This is a genomic window from Arthrobacter senegalensis, assembly GCF_059091765.1.
This window is the reverse complement of the sequence record NZ_JBNHGZ010000006.1, coordinates 163,766-180,763: the sequence shown is the minus strand read 5'-3', so window position 1 is coordinate 180,763 and position 16,998 is coordinate 163,766. Positions and strand designations below refer to the sequence as shown.

The window sequence follows — 16,998 nt, the reverse complement described above, 5'->3', positions numbered from 1 at the left end:
CACTCGGGAGGGTGTGGGAGAGTAGGTCGCCGCCGGACATTCTTTGAACACGGGAAGGCCCCGCCAACGATGGCGGGGCCTTCCCGCGTTTAACCACCAACCACCCCCGCCCCGACTAGGCTGGGGCTATGAATTCGTCCCTGTTCTCCCACGCGCAGCAAGAGCCTGAACCCTCCAAGAGCGGTGATCCAATCCACTGCCGCGTCACCGTGCCGCGGGAAAGCCAGGAGGCTTTCAGCGGCTTCACCGATCTCATCCATCTCTGGTGGCCGGTGGACCGCCAAAGTGTGGCGGGTGAGGGCAGCCACGTGGAGTTCGAGGACCATGTCCTGACAGAAACGACGCTGGATGATGAGGTTCATGTCTGGGGCGAGATCCTGGAATGGACTCCCGGCAGCCATTTGCGCTGCACCTGGCATCCGGGCACGAGCCCCGCGGCGTCGGGGGAAGTCGACGTCGACTTCGTGGACGTTGGCGATGGCCGCACGGAACTGCGCCTGACCCACTCCGGCTGGGAGAACATGCCCGAGGGCGGGCGAGAGCGGGCCGCCTATGTCGACGGATGGCCGCAGGTGCTCGGCCGCTACGTCCGGTTCATGGGAGGGACTGCGTGACCAGCAACAGCAACGGAACGACCACCGGAGGCCCCGAAAGCGTGACGGATTCTTTTCTGAAGGAACTTCAGCGTGCCCTGCCTGCGGGATCGGTCAGCACCGACCCCACGGACTTGGCTGCCTGCGCCACCGACCAAGGCCCGGTCCTCGACCACCAGCTGCCCATCGCCGTTGTCCGCGCGCAGAGTGTGGAGGACGTGCAGGCCGTGATGCGGACCGCCCACGCTGCGGGAGTGCCCGTGGTGTGCCGCGGGGCGGGCACCGGGGTCTCCGGCGGCGCGCACGCGTCCAAGGACTGCCTGGTGCTGAGCCTCGCGGCCATGGACCGGATTCTGGAGATCCATCCGGAAGACGAGATCGCGCGCGTGGAGCCGGGCGTGATCAACGCCGATCTGAATGCCGCCGTCGCCGAGTACGGTCTGATGTACGCGCCGGACCCGGCCAGCTACCGCAGCTCGACAATCGGCGGGAACATTGCGACGAACGCCGGCGGGTTGCGCTGCGCCAAGTACGGGGTGACCCGCGAATCCGTGCTGGGGCTTGACGTGGTGCTCGCCGACGGGACGCTGATCCGCACCGGCCACAGGACGTTCAAGGGCGTGGCCGGTTACGACCTGACCGGACTGTTCGTAGGCTCCGAGGGGACCCTGGGCGTGGTGGTCGGCGCGACGCTGCGGCTGCGCTACTTGCCGGCCGCCCTGGAAACGGTGGCGGCGTTCTTCCCCGACGTGGCCACTGCCGCCGCGGGGGTGCTGGCGGTGGGACGGGCGCGCGTGCAGCCGGCGATCATGGAACTGCTGGACGGAAACACCATGGCGCAGCTGGACCGGGAACAGGGGTCCAACCTGCGCAGCCGCGGCGGCGCGCTGCTGCTGATCCAGACCGACGGCCATGCGGCAGAGGTGGAAGCCGGCATCATCCGCGAGGTCCTCACCGGGCTCGGTGCCGAGATCAAGGCGGCGGACACCGCCGAAGCAATCCGGCTGATGGATCTGCGCCGGCACAGCCGCGGCGCCGAGGTGGACGATGACTACCGGGTGGGGGAGGACGTCGCGGTTCCCCGGTCCCAGCTGGTGCACTACATCAACGAACTGCAGAAAATCGCCGAGCGCCACGACGTCGGACTGAAAGTGGTCGCGCACGCGGGCGACGGCAACCTGCATCCGACGTTCTGGGTCGGCCCCGGGGACGTGGCCAAGGTGGCGGCGCTCAACGAGGCGCTGGACGAGTCCATCGACGTCGGGCTGGCGCTGGGCGGCACGATCACCGGCGAACACGGCGTCGGCCAGTTCAAGGTGCGGTGGCTGGGGCGCGAGCAGAGCCACGAGGTGCTGGAACTGCAGCGCCGGCTGAAGGATGTGTTCGACCCTCGGGGGTTGCTGAATCCCGGCAAAGCGTTGCCGGCGCGGATCTCCGAGCCCACGTCGGCGTGAGCCGCAGCGGGGGAACGCATGCCGGCCGTCCACGCGCCCGCCAGTAGGCTGGTGGCATGAGGAAAGAGACGTTGTGGGAAGAGATGAAGCGCCGGAACCCGGGCCACTCGGCGTGGTACATCCAGCGCTTCGAGCAGATGCGCGCCGAAGGCGCCGACCTGCACGGTGAGGCCCGGCTGGTGGACGCCATGGTGCCCCGCGGCAGCAGGATCCTCGACGCCGGCTGCGGGCCGGGCCGGCTGGGCGGCGAACTGGCGCGCCGCGGACACTCGGTGGTCGGCGTCGACATCGATCCCGAGCTGATCGAAGCGGCCCGCAGGGACCATCCGGACTGTACCTGGCTGGTCGGCGACCTGGCGGAGCTGGACCTGCCCGCGCAGGGCGTCGCCGAGCCGTTCGACGTGATCGTCAGCGCCGGCAACGTGCTGACCTTCCTCGCCCCGGGCACGTCGGGCGAGGTGCTGCGCAACCTGGCCGGCCACCTGGCTCCCGCCGGCCGGCTCGTGACAGGGTTCGGCGCCGGCCGCGGCTACGACTTCGACGAGTTCTTCTCCGACGCCGCAGCGGCGGGCCTGACCCCCGACCTGCGGTTGGCCACCTGGGACCTGCGCCCGTTCACCCCGTCGTCGGACTTCCTCGTGGCGATCTTCAGCAAGAGCGGAGGGCAGCCTGCCTGAGCGCTGTCAGCCTTCGTCCGTCGCGGCCGCGTCCAGGGCGGCGGCGGTCCGCGCATCCGGATCGAGCATGATGGCGGCCTCGTCGCGGCGGTGCCGCAGCACGGTGTCGACGTAGGACTGCACGGCCTCCGCCAGCGGCACGTTGCGGTCCTGCGCTTCGGAGATATACCAGCGGTGCTCGAGCACCTGATGGACCACTTCGGCCGGTTCCAGCTTGCCCGCCAGTTCACGCGGTATGGCGCGGACAATCGGTTCGAAGACATGACGGACCCAGCTGTGAGCGCTGATCTCCTCGCTCTGCTCCGGCTGGTTGTCCGCCCGGTAGGCATCCAGGTCATTGAGCAGCCGGCGTGCCTGGTTCGCCTGCACGTCGAGGCCCGTGAGCCGCAGCAGCCGGCGCTGGTGGTGCCCGGCGTCCACCACCTTGGGTTGGAGCTGGATGGTGGCCCCGTCTGCGGTGGTCTTGATGGAGAATTCCTCCACGTCGAACCCCAAATCGTTGAGCCGGCGGATCCGGGCGTTGACCCGCCACCGCTCGCCCAGGTCGAACGATTCCTCCGCCGTCAATTCCACCCACAGCTTGCGGTAGCTGTCCATGATCCGCTCGCTGGTGGCCACCGGATCCACTCTTTCCTCGAGCAGGCCGCCCTCGACGAGGTCCATCATCTCGCCGGCGATATTCACCCGCGCGATCTCGAGGTCGTGCTCGCGCTGGCCGTCGGAGAGCCGCTGGTGCAGCTCGCCGGTTTCGGCGTCCACCAGGTAGGCCGCGAACGCTCCGGCGTCCCGCCGGAAGAGCGTGTTGGAGAGCGAGACATCGCCCCAGAAGAACCCCACCAGGTGCAGGCGCACCAGGAGCAGTGCCTGCGCGTCGATCAGGCGGGTCAGCGTCTCCCGCCGCAGCGTCTGGGAAAACAGGGCGCGGTACGGCAGCGAGAAACGAAGATGCCGGGTGACCAGCACCGGTTGCAGGGGAGTGCCGTCGCTGCGCAGCCGCCCGGTCATCACGGCCACCGGCTCCACGCAGGGGATGGCCAGCCGTTGCAGCTTGCGCAGCATCTGGTATTCGTGCCGGGCAGCTTCTTCGCCGGTCTCCTTGATCGCCACCACGCCCGCGCCCAGCGGGGCGAACCGCACCACGTGCCGGGACAGCCCGCGGGGCAGCGCGGCCAGGTTTTCCGGCGGCCAGTCTTCCAGCGCAAGATGCCAGGGCAGGTCCAGCAACCGCTCGTCGGTGGTGGCCGCGGTGATGCTCAGCGACGCTATCGACGACGCGGCCCCGCCGGACAGGGGCGCGTCGGCGGTCCCTTGGACGGGACCGCCGGTGCCGGGATGTTGGTCAGCCATGATGACTACATCCTAGGCGCGGGGCCTAGTCGGCTGTCTTGCCGGCTTCGATCGGAGTATTGAGGTCCTCCACCGAGGCGGGCGGCGTGCCGGGGGCATGCTCGCCCAGCCGCAGGCCGTTCTCGGTGTCGAACAGGTGCACGTGGCCCTCCTTGGGCCGCACGTAGGTGGTGCTGCCGGCCGGAGGCGGGGTGCGTCCGTCGACGCGGCCGGTGATGTCGTAGCGTTTGCCGTCCAACTCGGTGTGCCCGTAGACGTACGCGTCGGCGCCAAGTTCCTCGACGACGTCCACGAACACCGCGAGCCCCTGTCCGTCCTCTGCGCGCTCCAGGTCCTCCGGCCGGACCCCCAGCGTGACGGTGTTTCCGTGCGCGGCGTCCAACAGGTTGCGCGGCACCGGGTATGTCAGGCCGCCGAACTGGACACCGCCGTCGGTCACCGGCAGTTCCAGCAGGTTCATGGCCGGCGAGCCAATGAAACCGGCCACGAAGACGTTGGCCGGCCGGTCGTAGAGGGCGCGCGGGGTGTCCACCTGCTGCAGGATGCCGTCCTTGAGCACCGCCACGCGGTCGCCCATGGTCATGGCTTCCACCTGGTCGTGGGTGACGTAAACGGTGGTGACGCCCAGCCGGCGGGTCAGGGAGGCGATCTGCGTGCGGGTCTGCACGCGAAGCTTGGCGTCCAGGTTGGACAGCGGTTCATCCATCAGGAAAACCTGCGGATTCCGCACGATCGCCCGGCCCATCGCCACGCGCTGGCGCTGGCCTCCGGAGAGCGCCTTGGGCTTGCGGTCCAGGTACTCCTCCAAATCCAGCAGCTTGGCCGCCTCGCGGACCCGCTCGACGCGTTCTTCCTTGGACACGCCGGCGATCTTCAGGGCGAAACCCATGTTGTCGGCAACGGACATGTGCGGGTACAACGCGTAGTTCTGGAACACCATGGCGATGTCACGGTCTTTCGGCGGTACGTCGGTGACGTCGCGGTCGCCGATCAGGATCCGTCCCGAGTTCACGTCTTCGAGGCCGGCCAGCATCCGCAGCGAGGTGGACTTGCCGCAGCCCGAGGGGCCGACGAGGACCAGGAACTCGCCGTCGGCGATCTCCAGCTTGAGGCTGTCCACCGCGGGCTTTTCGGTGCCTGGATATAAGCGCGTGGCATTGTCGAACGTTACCGTTGCCATGGTTGTTTTCCCTTCACGGGCAGGTACGTGCCCGACGATCCGTAGTGATGGGTGCGTGTTCAGTTTTCGAGCCGCCGCACGGCGGTGTGAGGCGGCTCACGCCCTCAGTATGCCACGGCTGTCAACGAGCCCCTGGGGCGCGGCGACCGGGGACACACGCTCCAGGAAAAGTGCCCGGCAGCCGGCAGCCGGCAGCCGTCGCCGCCCTGCCGCGCTAGGCCGCCAGGGCGGCGGCCCGCAGTTCGGCCAGCAGCGCCAGCGCGGCCGCGAACGTCTGCGGAGAGTCCACCCGGTACGCCGCGGCGGTGTCTCCCGGCCCCACCTTGACCCCGACGTCGGAGCCCCGCAGCACGGCGAAGGCGTGTTCGTCGGTGACGTCGTCGCCGGCGAAGAACACGGCGGTCGCGCCGGTGAACGAGCGCAGCAGCCCGAGGCCCTGGCCCTTGTCGGCGCTGAGCACCGACGTCTCGAGCACGCGCTTGCCGTCGCTGAGATAGAGCCCGGGGACCTCCTGGAGCGCGGCGCGGGCGCGCTCGGTGGCCGCCGCCGCCACGGCGTCGTCGGCGGTTCGGGTATGGAGCACGACGCCGGCCGGCTTGGCTTCCAGCCGGGTGCCCGGATGGGCGGCCACTACTTTTTCGACGACGGCGGTGGCCGCCGCCAGTGCCTGCTGCTGCGCGCCGTCCAGCACCAGGGGAGGGCTGCCCGGTCCGGTGAAGACCTCGCCGCCGTGCGAGCCGATGAGCAGGGTCCGGTCGTCCGGGGAGGCGACGGCGCGCAGGCTGGCCAGTGCCCGGCCGGAGATGAAGGCGGTGGACGTCCCCGGCAGTGCCGCCAGCGCGGCCACGGCGGCTGCCGAGGCCGGCAGGGGGCGGGCGTCCTCGGCCCGGGGCACGATCGGCGCCAGCACGCCGTCGAAGTCCAGCGCCACCAGCAGCGTCTCGGTGCGGGCGAGCCGCTCCAGCGCCTCCCGCAGCTCCAGCGGCACCAGGTCGCGGGCGCCGGGGTCAAGCGCGGCGGCGTCAGGGGCGCCGACACCGGGGACACCGGCGTCAGCCCTACCGGCGCCGGGGCTCACGGGCAGGTGCGGCTGCCCGTCGTCGCGGCGCTCAGTCATCGGCCTGCGGCTGTTGCAGGGCCTTCAGGAACGCGCGCGACCAGTGTTCGACGTCGTTCTGCAGGATCTGCCGGCGCATCGCCCGCATCCGGCGGGTGGCCTCGGCCGGCGGGATGTTGACCGCCCGGATGATGGCATCCTTGAGCCCGTCGATGTCGTGCGGGTTGACCAGGATGGCCTGCTTGAGCTGGTCCGCGGCGCCGGCGAATTCGCTGAGCACCAGCGCCCCGTCCACCCCCTTGCGGGAGGCTACGTACTCCTTGGCCACCAGGTTCATGCCGTCGCGAAGCGCCGTCACCAGCATCACGTCCGCGGCCAGGTAGAGCGCCACCATTTCCTCCACGGGGTAGCTGTGGTGCAGGTAGCGGATGGCGGTGTTTTCCAGGGTGTCGAACGTGCCGTTGATCCGGCCCACAGAACCTTCGATTTCCTCGCGCAGCAGCCGGTAGGACTCGACGCGCTCGCGGCTGGGCGAGGCCACCTGGATCAGCACGGCGTTCTCCACGTTCAACTTGCCGTCTTCCAGGAGTTCGCCGTAGGCCTTGACCCGGTGCCGGATGCCCTTGGTGTAGTCCAGCCGGTCCACGCCCAGCAAAACGGTATCGGGGTTGCCCAGCTCCTGCCGGATCTGCTCGGAGCGGGCGATCACGTCCGGCCGGTTGGCCAGCTCGCTGATGTGGGCCACATCGATGGAGATCGGGAAGGCGCCGGCCTTGCAGAGGCGGGCGCCGCCGTCGTTGTTGACCACCTGCACCTGCTGCTGGCGCACATTCAGGCCGCTGAAGCGGCGCACGCAGCGCAGGAAGTTGCTGGTGTCGCTGGGGCGCTGGAAGCCGACCAGATCGGCCCCGAGCAGGCCCTCGATCACCTGCCGGCGCCACGGCAGCTGGGCGAAGATCTCCAGCGGGGGGAACGGGATGTGGTTGAAGAAACCGATCTTCAGGTCCGGGCGCATCTCCCGCAACAGCTTGGGAACAAGCTGCAGCTGGTAGTCCTGCACCCAGATGGTGGCACCCTCGGCCGCGATCTCCGCGGTTGCTTCGGCGAAGCGCCGGTTGACCGTTTTGTAGCATTCCCACCAGGCGCGGTGGAACTCCGGCGGGGCGATCACGTCATGGTAGAGCGGCCAGAGCGTGGCGTTGGAGAAGCCTTCGTAATACAATTCGACGTCGTCGGCGCTCAGGGTCACCGGGACCAGATGCATGTTGTCGTGGTCGAACGGGTCCACTTTCTCGTCCGGTACCCCCGGCCAGCCCACCCAGGCGCCGTCGGTCTTCGCCATCACCGGGGCCAGCGCCGTGACCAGCCCGCCGGGCGAGCGCCGCCAGGGGCCCTGACCGTCGTCCTCGGGGGCTCGGTCCACCGGCAGGCGGTTGGAGACGACGATCAGGTCGTACTCCCCGAACTGAGATCCTTCTGCTTCCTCGCCGTTCATCTCTGCGGAATTCGCCAACTGACCTCTCCTTTGTGTATACCGTCCTGTTCATGACTTTATAAGGAATGGCAACCCGAGGCTTCCCCGGAGCGCGCTGAGGCATCAAACGTGAACGCGGCCACTCGTTCCGCCTGAACATTGAAGTTGCAACTAAACTAGACCTGTAGTGCCCTGCCTGGGCGAAGCAGACCAACAAGACGCGAGGATCCATGGCTACCCAAAACAGCCCTAAGTCGACCAAGGCCGAGCGCACTGCTGCGGCCCGCGAGAAGGCCCGCCAGATACGCGAAGAGCAGCAGAAGCGCGAAAAGCGGAACTCGCTGCTGGTCAAGGGCGGGGTGGTCGTCGCTGTCCTGGTGATCATCGCGGTGATCGCCGGGGTTGTCATCTCCAACCAGCGCGGACAGGTCGCCGACGTCGGTGCCGCGCCGGCCCACGGCAACGAGTTCGGCGGGTACACCGTCACGCAGGACGGCCTGGCGGCCACCGAGCCCATCCAGGTCGACGTGAACAACATCCCGGAGCCGGCCTCCACCGAGGGCGACACCATCGTGCCGGCGGGCGTTGCTGCCGCGCCCGAGGGCGAACCGGCGAACATCGTGGTGTACGTGGACATGGGTTGCCCGGTCTGCAAGGACTTCGAAGGACAGTACGGCGGGTACCTGACCGACCTCACCTCCTCCGGCGAGGCGACCGTGGAGTACCGGGTGGCGACCTTCCTCGACCGCGTGTCCACCACCAACTACTCGTCCCGGGCAGCCAACGCCGTGGCCTGCGTGGCCGACTCCCACCCCGAGGCCTTCAACGGCTACCTGACCCAGCTCTTCGCGCAGCAGCCGACGGAAGGCGGGGCCGGCCTGGACAACGCCACCCTGACGAGCATCGCCGAAAGCGCGGGAGCCACCGACGTTGCCTCCTGCATTGACGACGGCGAATTCCGCCCCTGGACCGCGTTCGTCAACCAGACGTTCAACGAATACCAGGTCGGCGGCACCCCGGCGGTCTTCGTTGACGGCCAGAAGTGGACGAACTCCGGCAACTTCCAGGAGTTCGCCCAGGGCATCATCGACGCCCGCGCCTAAGCCATCCGCCGGGCTGGTCCCGGCCGCACCGGGCGGCGGCTGCTGCGGTTTCACGCAGGGCCGCCGCCTGGGCTAACCTTATCTAGCCGGTTTTGTCCGGCACGCTGGCCCTTCGGCCAGCACGCCTCCTTAGCTCAGTTGGCCAGAGCACCTGTCTTGTAAACAGGGGGTCGCCGGTTCGAATCCGGCAGGGGGCTCCGATGAACCCCTCTCTGACTAGGCAAAAAGCTGGTCGAGAGGGGTTTCTCGCGTTGCGACGGCAGCCAAAACCAGCCTGCGCACCCGCCGTCCGAAGGCACTGAGGGTCCTGCAATACAGCGGCGCCCCGCTCCTTCACCGGAGGAGGGGCGCCTTTCGGTGTTCGGGCCGGTCAGCCCGTTTGGTGTTTATGTGAGGCTTTCGAACACCATCGTTGCCTGGATGCGGTCACCGCCGCCGAAACCCTTGCTGCCGCTGCTCGCGGTGGTGATGGTGTGGAGCCGGTAGCCCTTCGCAGCCTGCTCGTTGATGGCTTGCTCGAGGGATTCCAAGTTGCCCGAGCCGGTTCCGAGCAGCTTCTCTTTGAGGATTACCTGCAAAACGACATATTTCATGAAACGTTCCTTCCGCTGCGGGGCAATTGGGAGCAATGCTACTCGATGCGTCGGGTACGGCCCTCTAAAGGCTCTCCTACATGCTTGGCGTCGTGCCGCTGCCGGCCAGTCAGCAGATTGGTATAGCCTTCTTCTCAGCTTGACCCCCCCCGGACAGATTGGACCAGTCGTGCAGATTGAACGACTTCACGCACAAGCCGCGGATCAGAGGACCGGCAGGCTCGCCCTGGGACTATCTCTCCTTGGCCTGGCACTATTCCTGGCCGGCCTGCTGCTGCCGACAATCTGGGTGCTCATGTGGGCGTCGTTGCTGCCGTTGCTGGCAGGACTGATCGCTGGCCTCGTGGCGCTCTCCAAGAATGCGGGCAGGAAACCGGGAGTCTGGGCGATTGTCATCGCCATGCTGCCCATCCTCGCCGGGGCCATCTTTGGTGCGCTGGTATGGATGGCGCTCTTCAGCGCCATCCTTTAGCAGACAGCTTCGCACCGAGTGCGGGGCTTCTCTATGCAGCAGAAGAAATCGGCCGGTAACGCTCACAGGCTCCAGCGGGTCACGAGCCCTGCCAACGGGGCTGTCCCTAGGCTGCCTTGACGGCTTTCACCTCGGGGCAGGGCCATTCAACGAGCCGGACGAAGTTGCCCTCCTCGTCATAGCAGCAGTCCTCGCAGATCACCGGTGCGGGCAGTTCGTCGCAGGCGTCGCAGCGGCCGCACGAGTTGGGATCCATGAAGTCGATTCCGATGCCGCGGGAATGTGTCGTGGCCATCTCGTCCTCCTTCTCTCCATCTGAGGTTGCTGCCAACCTAACACCGGCCTCTGACAGGATCGGAGATTTCCAGCGGCGTTGCCGGGACCGGCACGGATTCGGGTCCACAGGAGGCAAGGAGCGGATCATCATATGGCACGGGCTGAGGGCTGAGGGCTGAGGGCTGAGGGCTGAGAACTGAGGGGCGAGGGGCGAGAACTGAGGGGCGAGGGGCGAGAACTGAGGGGCGAGGGGCGAAGGATGTGAGGGGTCAGGAAAGGCGTCACGGTGACCATCCGCCGTCGCAGGATTGGCTCTAAATTGGGGCGGCGCGAGGCTCTGCCGTCACCGATCCCCGGGCCAGCACCTCAACCCATTGTGTGCCCGCCAATCGGCGCCTACCCTAAGAGCCAAGGGTAGGAGTTGGCCATGGAAGTCACCCTTTTCGTTATCGACCTCGTGCTCGCCTTTGCCCCTTTTATGGTGCTGGTGCTTGTGCCGAATCGACGGGAAGGCCGACCCGTTGCGCCGCACCGCCGCTCCCCATCCGGCCTGGCAGCTGCCCGCCGGGCCAGGAAGAAGGTAGTCCCGGAAGGGGCCGGGAATCCTCTCCTGCCAGCGCCGGCGGGTGTCGGTGGAGTAACCGCGGCGACAGTGCGGCTGCGGCCCGCCCGGCGGTTGACCCGGCCGAGGTTCCGTCGCGGCCCAGGACGTCACACCAGGGGACCGCGATAAACGGGAGCATGGAACCGGCGGGTTGAAGCAGCTTCCATGGTGCTCACGGTTGTTTGCCCCCTGCCCGCTCCGGAGCCTTTGAACCGCGGAACCGATCCTTGTCTGCGGCTTGTTCCCCACCGCGAAGACTATTGATCGATCAGTGATTTCCCTCCGCTCTGCTCCACCTTCATATGCCTGCCGCTTCGGCGTGTCCATCCGGGCGGGATGAGGCGTCTGCCGTAGGAATGAATGGACATGGAGAAGAAGAAACCCCTCGCACTTGCCGGCTTGGCGCTGGCCATCCTGCTGTCCGGCTGCACCTCGCCCGCCGAAGCGGACCAGCCCCTGGTCGCCCCGACCATCGAGGTGACCGACAGCCCCGAACCGACCCGGGTTCCCGAAACCCCGGAACCCACCAAGAAGACGGAGGAGCCCAAGGCCCCGCCGGCGCAGGAACCGGAGGAGGAGCCTGCCGGCGCCGGCACCGCCCTGGAACAACTGGAAAGCATCGCGATCAAGGGCCGCGCCCCGAAGACCGGATACTCGCGCGACCAGTTCGGTGACGGCTGGCTGGATCCGGACCGCAACGGCTGCGACGCCCGTAATGACATCCTCCAGCGCGATCTGGACTACACGGTTCTCAAGGCCGGCGGCTGTGTGGTTACCTCAGGGGTGTTGGCCGATCCCTTCACCGCCACGACCATCGACTTCGTCCGCGGCAACAAGACCAGCACCGCCGTCCAGATCGACCACGTCGTCGCCCTCTCGGACGCCTGGCAGAAGGGTGCCCAGCGGCTGGCCAAGAACCAGCGCGAAGTCTTCGCCAACGACCCGCTGAATCTGCTGGCGGTGGACGGACCCACCAACGGCTCCAAGTCCGACGGCGACGCCGCGACCTGGCTGCCGCCGAACAAGGCGTTCCGCTGCGAGTACGTGGCCCTGCAGACCGCCGTTAAAGCCAAGTACGGACTCTGGATGACCCAGGCCGAGCACGACACCATCAAGAACATCCTCTCCACGTCCTGCCCGGACCAACCGGTCCCGGCCGACGGGGGAGTGGACGTGCCAGTGGCAGCCGAGCCGGCGGCACCCAAGCCCGCTCCTGAGCCAAAGCAACAGCCTGCACCGGCGCCTGTCCAAGAGGCGCCAGCCGGCGGGAACGTGTTCTACAAGAACTGCACCGCCGTGAAGGAAGCCGGCGCGGCCCCGATCCGGGCGGGCGACCCCGGCTGGGACACCAAATTCGACCGCGACGGCGACGGCGTCGGCTGCGAGAGCTGACGAGAGCTAACGAGCGCGGTTGAATCGCCCGAGACATGGTTTCCACGAGGGGCCGGCGCCGCAGCGGTGGCATGACGGTCAGTAACGGCGCCGCAGTCTCATCCGGAGGGGGCGGCCGTCCGGGTCGAAGAGGAGCCGGTAGGCCGGGGCTGCCAACCGGCGCTGCCAAGGGGATCCCTCCGCCGGGCTATGGGAGCGCAGCCGTCCTTGCGGCCGCGGCAGCAAACGACCTGCACGATGCCAGGCATCGAGCTCGTCGGCGCTTGAGCGGACGGCGCGTACAGCCTCGCGGGGATCGAGGAGGTCAGCATTATCGCCGGGGACGCGTCCCAGATGTTCGCAGAGTAGCCGCAGGCGCAGGTCACGGGCGAACGGGCGGGCGCCGTCACCGAGTTTTGCCGGGTCTGCCGGTGGCCTCGGGTCGCGCTGTTCGTCGAGCACGGCGGCCGTGAGTTCGGAATCGTGGCTCCAGGATCGCCGGTTCAGGTTGGCGCTGCCCACGGCGGCCCAGACGTCGTCGACCACGCAGACTTTCGAGTGGACGTAGATTGGCCAGCCCTGCCCGTTTTCGATGTCCAGCATCAGCAGCCGGTCGCCTCCGGCGTCGTGCACCATGCGCCAGGACAAACCCTGACCGAACAGCGCCGGTGGAACCTTGAGCCTGCCCTCCTGGTCCGGGAAGCGGGGGCAGACTGCGATGACATGGAGGCCGGGATTGCGGCGCAGGGCTTCCGCGAAGACCCGGCCGACGTCGGCTGACCACAGATACTGGTCCTCCACGTAGACCAACTGTCGTGCTCGCCGCAGCGCCTTCGCGTAATCGCGGGCCACGCTGCGCTCGCCGCCGGGTGCGAACGGGTAGCCCGGAGAGCGTTTGGGGTAGGTGCGCAGCAACTGCACCTCGCAGTCACCCGCGGCAGGCGGTGCCGGCCGCGGGGGAGGCAAGGGGGAAGCCTGCTGCCGGAGGCCGCGGATCATGTCCGGCAGCCGGTGCCATGGCAAGCGTGCCATCGGTGCGGGGTCGTCCCAGCGCTCACGAAACACCTTCTCCACCTCAAGGACGACCGGTCCGCGCAGCAGCAGCTGCACATCGTGCCATGCCGGAGTCGGTCCGTAGGCGCGGGCAAATCTGCGGGGCTGCGGGTCCCCTCGATGGGTCTCGTCGTCGCGGCGGGACCGGGCCAGATCCATCCCGCCCACGAAGGCGACGTCGGTGGAAGGATGGGCCGCGCGCCGGATGACCACGAACTTCTGGTGGTGACTGCCGAATCTGCGAACGCGGTGGTCGAGCAGCATCTCGGCACCCGAGGCGTTGATGTCGGCGGCCAACTCCCGGTTCTGTCCCAGCGTGCCCACTATCCAGGAGGGATGGGATCGCCACAGGAGCCCCTTGACCGTGGCTCCGCGCCGCGCGCTGCGGCTCAGTGCTTCCGTCACGGTCAGGCCAGCGGTGAGCAGCTCGTCGGCGTCCATCCGCCACCCGGCAAGCAGGACCAGGTCCCCCGGCCCCGTGGCATGCAACTCAGCGGCCAGGAGCGGGAAATACTCCCGGCCGTGCACAAGCACGCGCACCTCGTTGCCGGCCGTCCATGGGAGCAGCTGTGTAGCGTCGTTGCCCCGCTCGGCCCCCGACAACAGCCAGTGTTCGAGAGAAGAGCCGGTCGCTTCTCCCGCCAGCCTCATCTCAGCATCATGCCCGCCCGCCCCGGCACCGGCAATGCACAGCCCCCCGAACCGGGTCCGGGATGCCACACCGGGCTCGGCTTAGCGGCTGCAATGACTTGCGACAGGTGCTTTCAGCGGGAGTGCTTCCCGGGTCATTCCCGGGTGGACTCGGGCAAGGAAGCCCCGTGTGAGCCGTACTGGAAAAGCCGGGGCGTGGCTGCGGAAAGTTCTTTGGCAAAGCGGACCAGCATTGCGCCGAGGATTTCCCGGTCTTCAGGCGACCACGTGGAAAGGATTTCGTCGAAGGCCGCCGCGCCGGCCTCGCCGATTTGCCTTTGCAGTTCGATTCCCCTGGCTGATGTGCCAAGAAGGGTGGCGCGGCGATCCGCGGGGTCAGGTTGGCGATCGATCAGTCCTCTGCCTTCAAGCCGGCGGACTTGCGGGTTCATGGTCGATTTATTCACTCCCCACTGTGCGGCCAGGTCCGAAAGGCGCATCGGGCCGTTCCCGGTGAGGTATTCCAGCAGCGCCGTATCGGTTGGTGAGAGGTCAGCGGCTGCCGGGCCGAAGACGAAGTCTCGGATTTTTTTCCTGCTGGCCCACTGGAGCATCAGGGCGAAGCCGTGACGGACCTGCACTCCTGATGTCGGCCTGTCGCCGTCGCCCGCTTGTGTCGCTGTATCGGTCATGGGAGAAGCCTATCCAGAAAGATTCGGTTCGGCTAACCTAACTAAATTTGCTAAACTTGATGCGTCCACAAAGACAACACCATTGGAGGTAGGAACATGACCACCACATCATTCCAGCATCAGTCGACTGTTTCCGGTCCGGCGGCTCAGGGAACCTCAGCCGTGCTCGCCGAGTTCAAGGACTACCTGCAGGCGCAGCGCCTGGTGGACCGCCTCTCGGATGAGAAGTTCCCGGTGGAGCACGTGCGCATTGTCGGCCTCGGCATCAGCAGCGTGGAGCAGGTTACGGGCCGGATGACCAAGGGCAAGGCTGCGCTGGCCGGAGCTGCGGGCGGCGCCTGGTTCGGCCTGCTCATCGGACTTCTGTTCGGGCTCTTCGTCCCCGGCATTGTCTGGCTGAGCGTACTGCTGGGAAGCGTCGTCATCGCAGCCGTATGGGGGGCCGTTTTCGGTTTTATCGGGCATTGGAGCACCGGCGGACGCCGGGACTTCAAGTCGGTCAAGTCCCTCGAAGCCGAGCGCTACGCCGTCATGGTCGACGCCGACTACTTCGCCACGGCGGCTGCCATCGCCAACCGGTAGCCTGCCCGAGGGGCGGGCGTCCCCTCCGGTAAACCGCGGGAGAGCCCCGGGAGCGGTTCACCCTCGTCGGGCCCACCTCTGACCCGTGGCTAGCGGAACGACCGCATCCACCACCGTTGTGGCGTCACTTGCGGGATTCGGGGTCCTCGTCTCCAATGTGTCCGGCGGCGTTCGCGTCAAGGACACGCTGGACGAAGGCGGAGTACTCCTCCATGTAGTGGCGCAGGAAGGCCTGCGTGGACTCGTCCCTGACCTCGCCGTCGTCGCCGTAAATGTCCGGGTTGAAGCTGATGTAGGCCTCGGGGGCGTTGAGCTGCGGGGCGTCCAGGAAGCTGAGAACGCTGCGCATGCTCGACTGCATGACGGCGGTGCCGATGCCTCCCGGGGAAGCGCCGATGATGCCGGTGGGCTTGCGGGCGAAGGAGTTGGTCCCCCACGGGCGGGACCCCCAGTCGATGGCGTTCTTCAAAGCTCCGGGGATGGACCGGTTGTATTCGGGTGAGATGAAAAGGATGCCGTCGGAGGCCTCCACCGCTTCCTTCAGTGCCCGGCCCTCGGCGGGGTAGTCGGCGTCGTAATCCGAGTTGTAGAGGGGGAGGTCCCGGATGGGGATCTCGTTGAACTCAATACCCTCCGGGGCAAGCTTAATCAGCGCCTTCGAAAGAGTCCGGTTGATGGAGCCGCTGGCCAGGCTCCCGACAAAATATCCGATCCGATAGTTGGGCATGACGGTTTTCCTTCCAGTCAGCCGGCCGGAGCCGGCATACATCCTGAGGCCCGGACTTGACCCGGCCCGGCGATTGTCAGGCCACTCCCGTACTAGCACGACGTGCCGCACGCCGCCAGAGCAGCGGACGGAGCGGCACTACGATCGGCAGGATCCTCCGCACGTTTCCCGGCGGAGCCCGCATGATCGCAGCCCTCGGGCGCTGGGTGGCTGGGGCGGCCTGACCCTCGACAGCCCGCCTGCCCGCGTCGACAATGGACAGACCCGGTCCGCCTGCAGGCGGCCCCACCTCGACCAGAGGAGCATGCGGTGACCGACAGCAGCGTCGAGGCAGAGAACGCGGCCGCGGCCGCCGTCGTTCGCCACCACAGGGAGATGCTGGCCCGGCTGCAGGCGACGACGGCGGAACTCACCCGGGCCCTCGACACCGGAGACGAAGACACCGTCTACAACGCACACGGCATACTGCTGGAGTGGGGCGAACGGGAGATGTTGCCGCACGCCGAGTTGGAAGAAGCCCAACTGTACGGGCCGGCCGGGGCAACCGGGGAAGCCCGGCTCCTGGTGGAGTCGCTGCTGGCCGACCATACTGCGCTGGCCTCGCTGCTGGACGAACTCCGGGGCGCCGAAGGAATGGAGACGGCCACGGTGGCCGCCTCGATGTGCAGCGTGTTCGCACTGCACATCGAGAAGGAAAACAGGCTGCTGGTGCCTTTCATCGCCCGGACTCCGGATCTGTCCTTGTCCTCGGCGGTGGAGGGCCTGGTGGAACTCGTCGGCGGCACGCACGTGCACGCGCCGGACGAGAACAAGCGCGCCCACGGGTGAGGGCATGCCGGCGGCTGAGGAGCCAACACGTAAGCGACGGTGAAGGGAGCAATGCTGTGAGCGAAGACCGCCCGGAACTGGATCCGGACATCCCGCAGAACGAAGACGGCATCGTCATCGAACCCGGATCGGAGATCGACCGGGACCTCGAAGAAAACCTGCCGGCGGACAAGGACGGCCCCGGGGCGGAAGGGGAGCAGCCCCTGGGCGGGGAAGAGTAGCCCGGCAGGACCAGCTCCGCAGGGCTAACTCCGCAGGACCACCCGGCGCGCGCAGGTCAGGAGC

At 67.6% G+C, this 16,998-nt stretch carries 18 protein-coding genes and 1 tRNA gene; 10 read left to right on the top strand and 9 right to left on the bottom strand.

What is annotated here, in order from left to right; genetic code table 11:
- Positions 1-128: 128 nt before the first annotated feature.
- From AC5RVG_RS16580 to AC5RVG_RS16570, 3 genes are read left to right on the top strand one after another with little or no spacing between them, the layout of a single operon-like run.
- A complete protein-coding gene (locus tag AC5RVG_RS16580) occupies positions 129-614 on the top strand; it encodes an SRPBCC domain-containing protein (RefSeq protein ID WP_494014716.1) in 486 nt (161 codons plus the stop codon).
- 41 nt (positions 615-655) lie between these two features.
- Positions 656-2,047, top strand: coding sequence for an FAD-binding oxidoreductase (locus tag AC5RVG_RS16575; protein ID WP_494014724.1), 1,392 nt, complete (start codon positions 656-658; stop codon positions 2,045-2,047).
- Between the two features lie 56 nt (positions 2,048-2,103).
- Positions 2,104-2,724, top strand: a complete 621-nt coding sequence (locus AC5RVG_RS16570) for a class I SAM-dependent methyltransferase (RefSeq protein WP_494014715.1) — start codon at positions 2,104-2,106, stop codon at positions 2,722-2,724.
- A gap of 6 nt (positions 2,725-2,730) precedes the next feature.
- Here AC5RVG_RS16570 and AC5RVG_RS16565 read toward each other — a convergent pair whose 3' ends face one another.
- From AC5RVG_RS16565 to otsA, 4 genes are all read right to left on the bottom strand, one after another.
- Complete coding sequence (locus tag AC5RVG_RS16565; RefSeq protein WP_494014714.1) at positions 2,731-4,071, bottom strand: DUF4032 domain-containing protein; 1,341 nt, start codon at positions 4,069-4,071, stop codon at positions 2,731-2,733.
- 25 nt (positions 4,072-4,096) lie between these two features.
- Complete coding sequence (locus AC5RVG_RS16560) at positions 4,097-5,251, bottom strand: ABC transporter ATP-binding protein (RefSeq protein ID WP_494001859.1); 1,155 nt, start codon at positions 5,249-5,251, stop codon at positions 4,097-4,099.
- A 214-nt stretch (positions 5,252-5,465) separates the two neighbouring features.
- On the bottom strand, positions 5,466-6,368 hold the full coding sequence (gene otsB / locus AC5RVG_RS16555) for a trehalose-phosphatase (protein ID WP_494014713.1): 903 nt from the start codon (positions 6,366-6,368) through the stop codon (positions 5,466-5,468).
- Positions 6,361-7,803 (bottom strand): alpha,alpha-trehalose-phosphate synthase (UDP-forming), encoded by a 1,443-nt coding sequence (gene otsA, locus AC5RVG_RS16550; protein ID WP_494014723.1) that lies wholly within the window; start codon positions 7,801-7,803, stop codon positions 6,361-6,363. The genes otsB and otsA overlap by 8 nt, the downstream gene beginning before the upstream one ends.
- A 209-nt stretch (positions 7,804-8,012) precedes the next feature.
- Here otsA and AC5RVG_RS16545 point away from each other — a divergent pair, with 209 nt between their 5' ends.
- The gene (locus tag AC5RVG_RS16545; RefSeq protein ID WP_494014712.1) at positions 8,013-8,885 is read left to right on the top strand and encodes a DsbA family protein; all 873 of its coding nucleotides are present in this window, start codon (positions 8,013-8,015) and stop codon (positions 8,883-8,885) included.
- Between the two features lie 123 nt (positions 8,886-9,008).
- A tRNA-Thr gene (locus AC5RVG_RS16540) sits at positions 9,009-9,082 on the top strand.
- A gap of 189 nt (positions 9,083-9,271) precedes the next feature.
- Here AC5RVG_RS16540 and AC5RVG_RS16535 read toward each other — a convergent pair.
- Positions 9,272-9,478, bottom strand: coding sequence for a DUF4177 domain-containing protein (locus AC5RVG_RS16535; RefSeq protein ID WP_494014711.1), 207 nt, complete (start codon positions 9,476-9,478; stop codon positions 9,272-9,274).
- 169 nt (positions 9,479-9,647) lie between these two features.
- Between AC5RVG_RS16535 and AC5RVG_RS16530 the strand changes: the two genes are divergently transcribed.
- Positions 9,648-9,950: a hypothetical protein gene (locus AC5RVG_RS16530; protein ID WP_494014710.1), complete on the top strand. Its 303-nt coding sequence runs from the start codon at positions 9,648-9,650 to the stop codon at positions 9,948-9,950.
- Positions 9,951-10,056: 106 nt separating this feature from the next.
- On the opposite strand, the gene AC5RVG_RS16525 is transcribed toward AC5RVG_RS16530, so the two are convergent.
- A complete protein-coding gene (locus AC5RVG_RS16525; protein WP_494014709.1) occupies positions 10,057-10,245 on the bottom strand; it encodes a hypothetical protein in 189 nt (62 codons plus the stop codon).
- Between the two features lie 945 nt (positions 10,246-11,190).
- On the opposite strand from AC5RVG_RS16525, the gene AC5RVG_RS16520 reads away from it, so the two are divergent.
- A complete protein-coding gene (locus AC5RVG_RS16520) occupies positions 11,191-12,222 on the top strand; it encodes a GmrSD restriction endonuclease domain-containing protein (RefSeq protein ID WP_494014708.1) in 1,032 nt (343 codons plus the stop codon).
- A 78-nt stretch (positions 12,223-12,300) separates the two neighbouring features.
- Here the strand turns inward: AC5RVG_RS16520 and AC5RVG_RS16515 are convergent, their stop codons facing one another.
- Together AC5RVG_RS16515 and AC5RVG_RS16510 are read right to left on the bottom strand one after the other, a co-directional pair.
- Positions 12,301-13,905: a phospholipase D family protein gene (locus AC5RVG_RS16515; protein ID WP_494014707.1), complete on the bottom strand. Its 1,605-nt coding sequence runs from the start codon at positions 13,903-13,905 to the stop codon at positions 12,301-12,303.
- Positions 13,906-14,039: 134 nt separating this feature from the next.
- Complete coding sequence (locus tag AC5RVG_RS16510; protein ID WP_494014706.1) at positions 14,040-14,576, bottom strand: MarR family winged helix-turn-helix transcriptional regulator; 537 nt, start codon at positions 14,574-14,576, stop codon at positions 14,040-14,042.
- Positions 14,577-14,672: 96 nt separating this feature from the next.
- On the opposite strand from AC5RVG_RS16510, the gene AC5RVG_RS16505 reads away from it, so the two are divergent.
- Complete coding sequence (locus AC5RVG_RS16505) at positions 14,673-15,158, top strand: general stress protein (protein ID WP_494014705.1); 486 nt, start codon at positions 14,673-14,675, stop codon at positions 15,156-15,158.
- 124 nt (positions 15,159-15,282) lie between these two features.
- Here AC5RVG_RS16505 and AC5RVG_RS16500 read toward each other — a convergent pair whose 3' ends face one another.
- A complete protein-coding gene (locus AC5RVG_RS16500) occupies positions 15,283-15,885 on the bottom strand; it encodes an NADPH-dependent FMN reductase (protein ID WP_494014704.1) in 603 nt (200 codons plus the stop codon).
- Positions 15,886-16,194: 309 nt separating this feature from the next.
- Between AC5RVG_RS16500 and AC5RVG_RS16495 the strand changes: the two genes are divergently transcribed.
- Both AC5RVG_RS16495 and AC5RVG_RS16490 read left to right on the top strand, forming a co-directional pair.
- Positions 16,195-16,713 (top strand): hemerythrin domain-containing protein, encoded by a 519-nt coding sequence (locus tag AC5RVG_RS16495; RefSeq protein WP_494014703.1) that lies wholly within the window; start codon positions 16,195-16,197, stop codon positions 16,711-16,713.
- A 56-nt stretch (positions 16,714-16,769) separates the two neighbouring features.
- Positions 16,770-16,934 (top strand): hypothetical protein, encoded by a 165-nt coding sequence (locus AC5RVG_RS16490; RefSeq protein ID WP_494014702.1) that lies wholly within the window; start codon positions 16,770-16,772, stop codon positions 16,932-16,934.
- Positions 16,935-16,998 lie beyond the last annotated feature (64 nt).

Excerpts from the sequence above, each read along its gene's own strand:
- AC5RVG_RS16580 (WP_494014716.1), top strand. The coding sequence starts at position 129 with ATGAATTCGTCCCTGTTCTCCCACGCGCAGCAAGAGCCTGAACCCTCC.
- AC5RVG_RS16570 (WP_494014715.1), top strand. The coding sequence starts at position 2,104 with ATGAGGAAAGAGACGTTGTGGGAAGAGATGAAGCGCCGGAACCCGGGC.
- AC5RVG_RS16565 (WP_494014714.1), bottom strand. The coding sequence starts at position 4,071 with ATGGCTGACCAACATCCCGGCACCGGCGGTCCCGTCCAAGGGACCGCC.
- AC5RVG_RS16560 (WP_494001859.1), bottom strand. The coding sequence starts at position 5,251 with ATGGCAACGGTAACGTTCGACAATGCCACGCGCTTATATCCAGGCACC.
- otsB (WP_494014713.1), bottom strand. The coding sequence starts at position 6,368 with ATGACTGAGCGCCGCGACGACGGGCAGCCGCACCTGCCCGTGAGCCCC.
- otsA (WP_494014723.1), bottom strand. The coding sequence starts at position 7,803 with ATGAACGGCGAGGAAGCAGAAGGATCTCAGTTCGGGGAGTACGACCTG.
- AC5RVG_RS16545 (WP_494014712.1), top strand. The coding sequence starts at position 8,013 with ATGGCTACCCAAAACAGCCCTAAGTCGACCAAGGCCGAGCGCACTGCT.
- AC5RVG_RS16535 (WP_494014711.1), bottom strand. The coding sequence starts at position 9,478 with ATGAAATATGTCGTTTTGCAGGTAATCCTCAAAGAGAAGCTGCTCGGA.
- AC5RVG_RS16525 (WP_494014709.1), bottom strand. The coding sequence starts at position 10,245 with ATGGCCACGACACATTCCCGCGGCATCGGAATCGACTTCATGGATCCC.
- AC5RVG_RS16520 (WP_494014708.1), top strand. The coding sequence starts at position 11,191 with ATGGACATGGAGAAGAAGAAACCCCTCGCACTTGCCGGCTTGGCGCTG.
- AC5RVG_RS16515 (WP_494014707.1), bottom strand. The coding sequence starts at position 13,905 with ATGAGGCTGGCGGGAGAAGCGACCGGCTCTTCTCTCGAACACTGGCTG.
- AC5RVG_RS16510 (WP_494014706.1), bottom strand. The coding sequence starts at position 14,576 with ATGACCGATACAGCGACACAAGCGGGCGACGGCGACAGGCCGACATCA.
- AC5RVG_RS16505 (WP_494014705.1), top strand. The coding sequence starts at position 14,673 with ATGACCACCACATCATTCCAGCATCAGTCGACTGTTTCCGGTCCGGCG.
- AC5RVG_RS16500 (WP_494014704.1), bottom strand. The coding sequence starts at position 15,885 with ATGCCCAACTATCGGATCGGATATTTTGTCGGGAGCCTGGCCAGCGGC.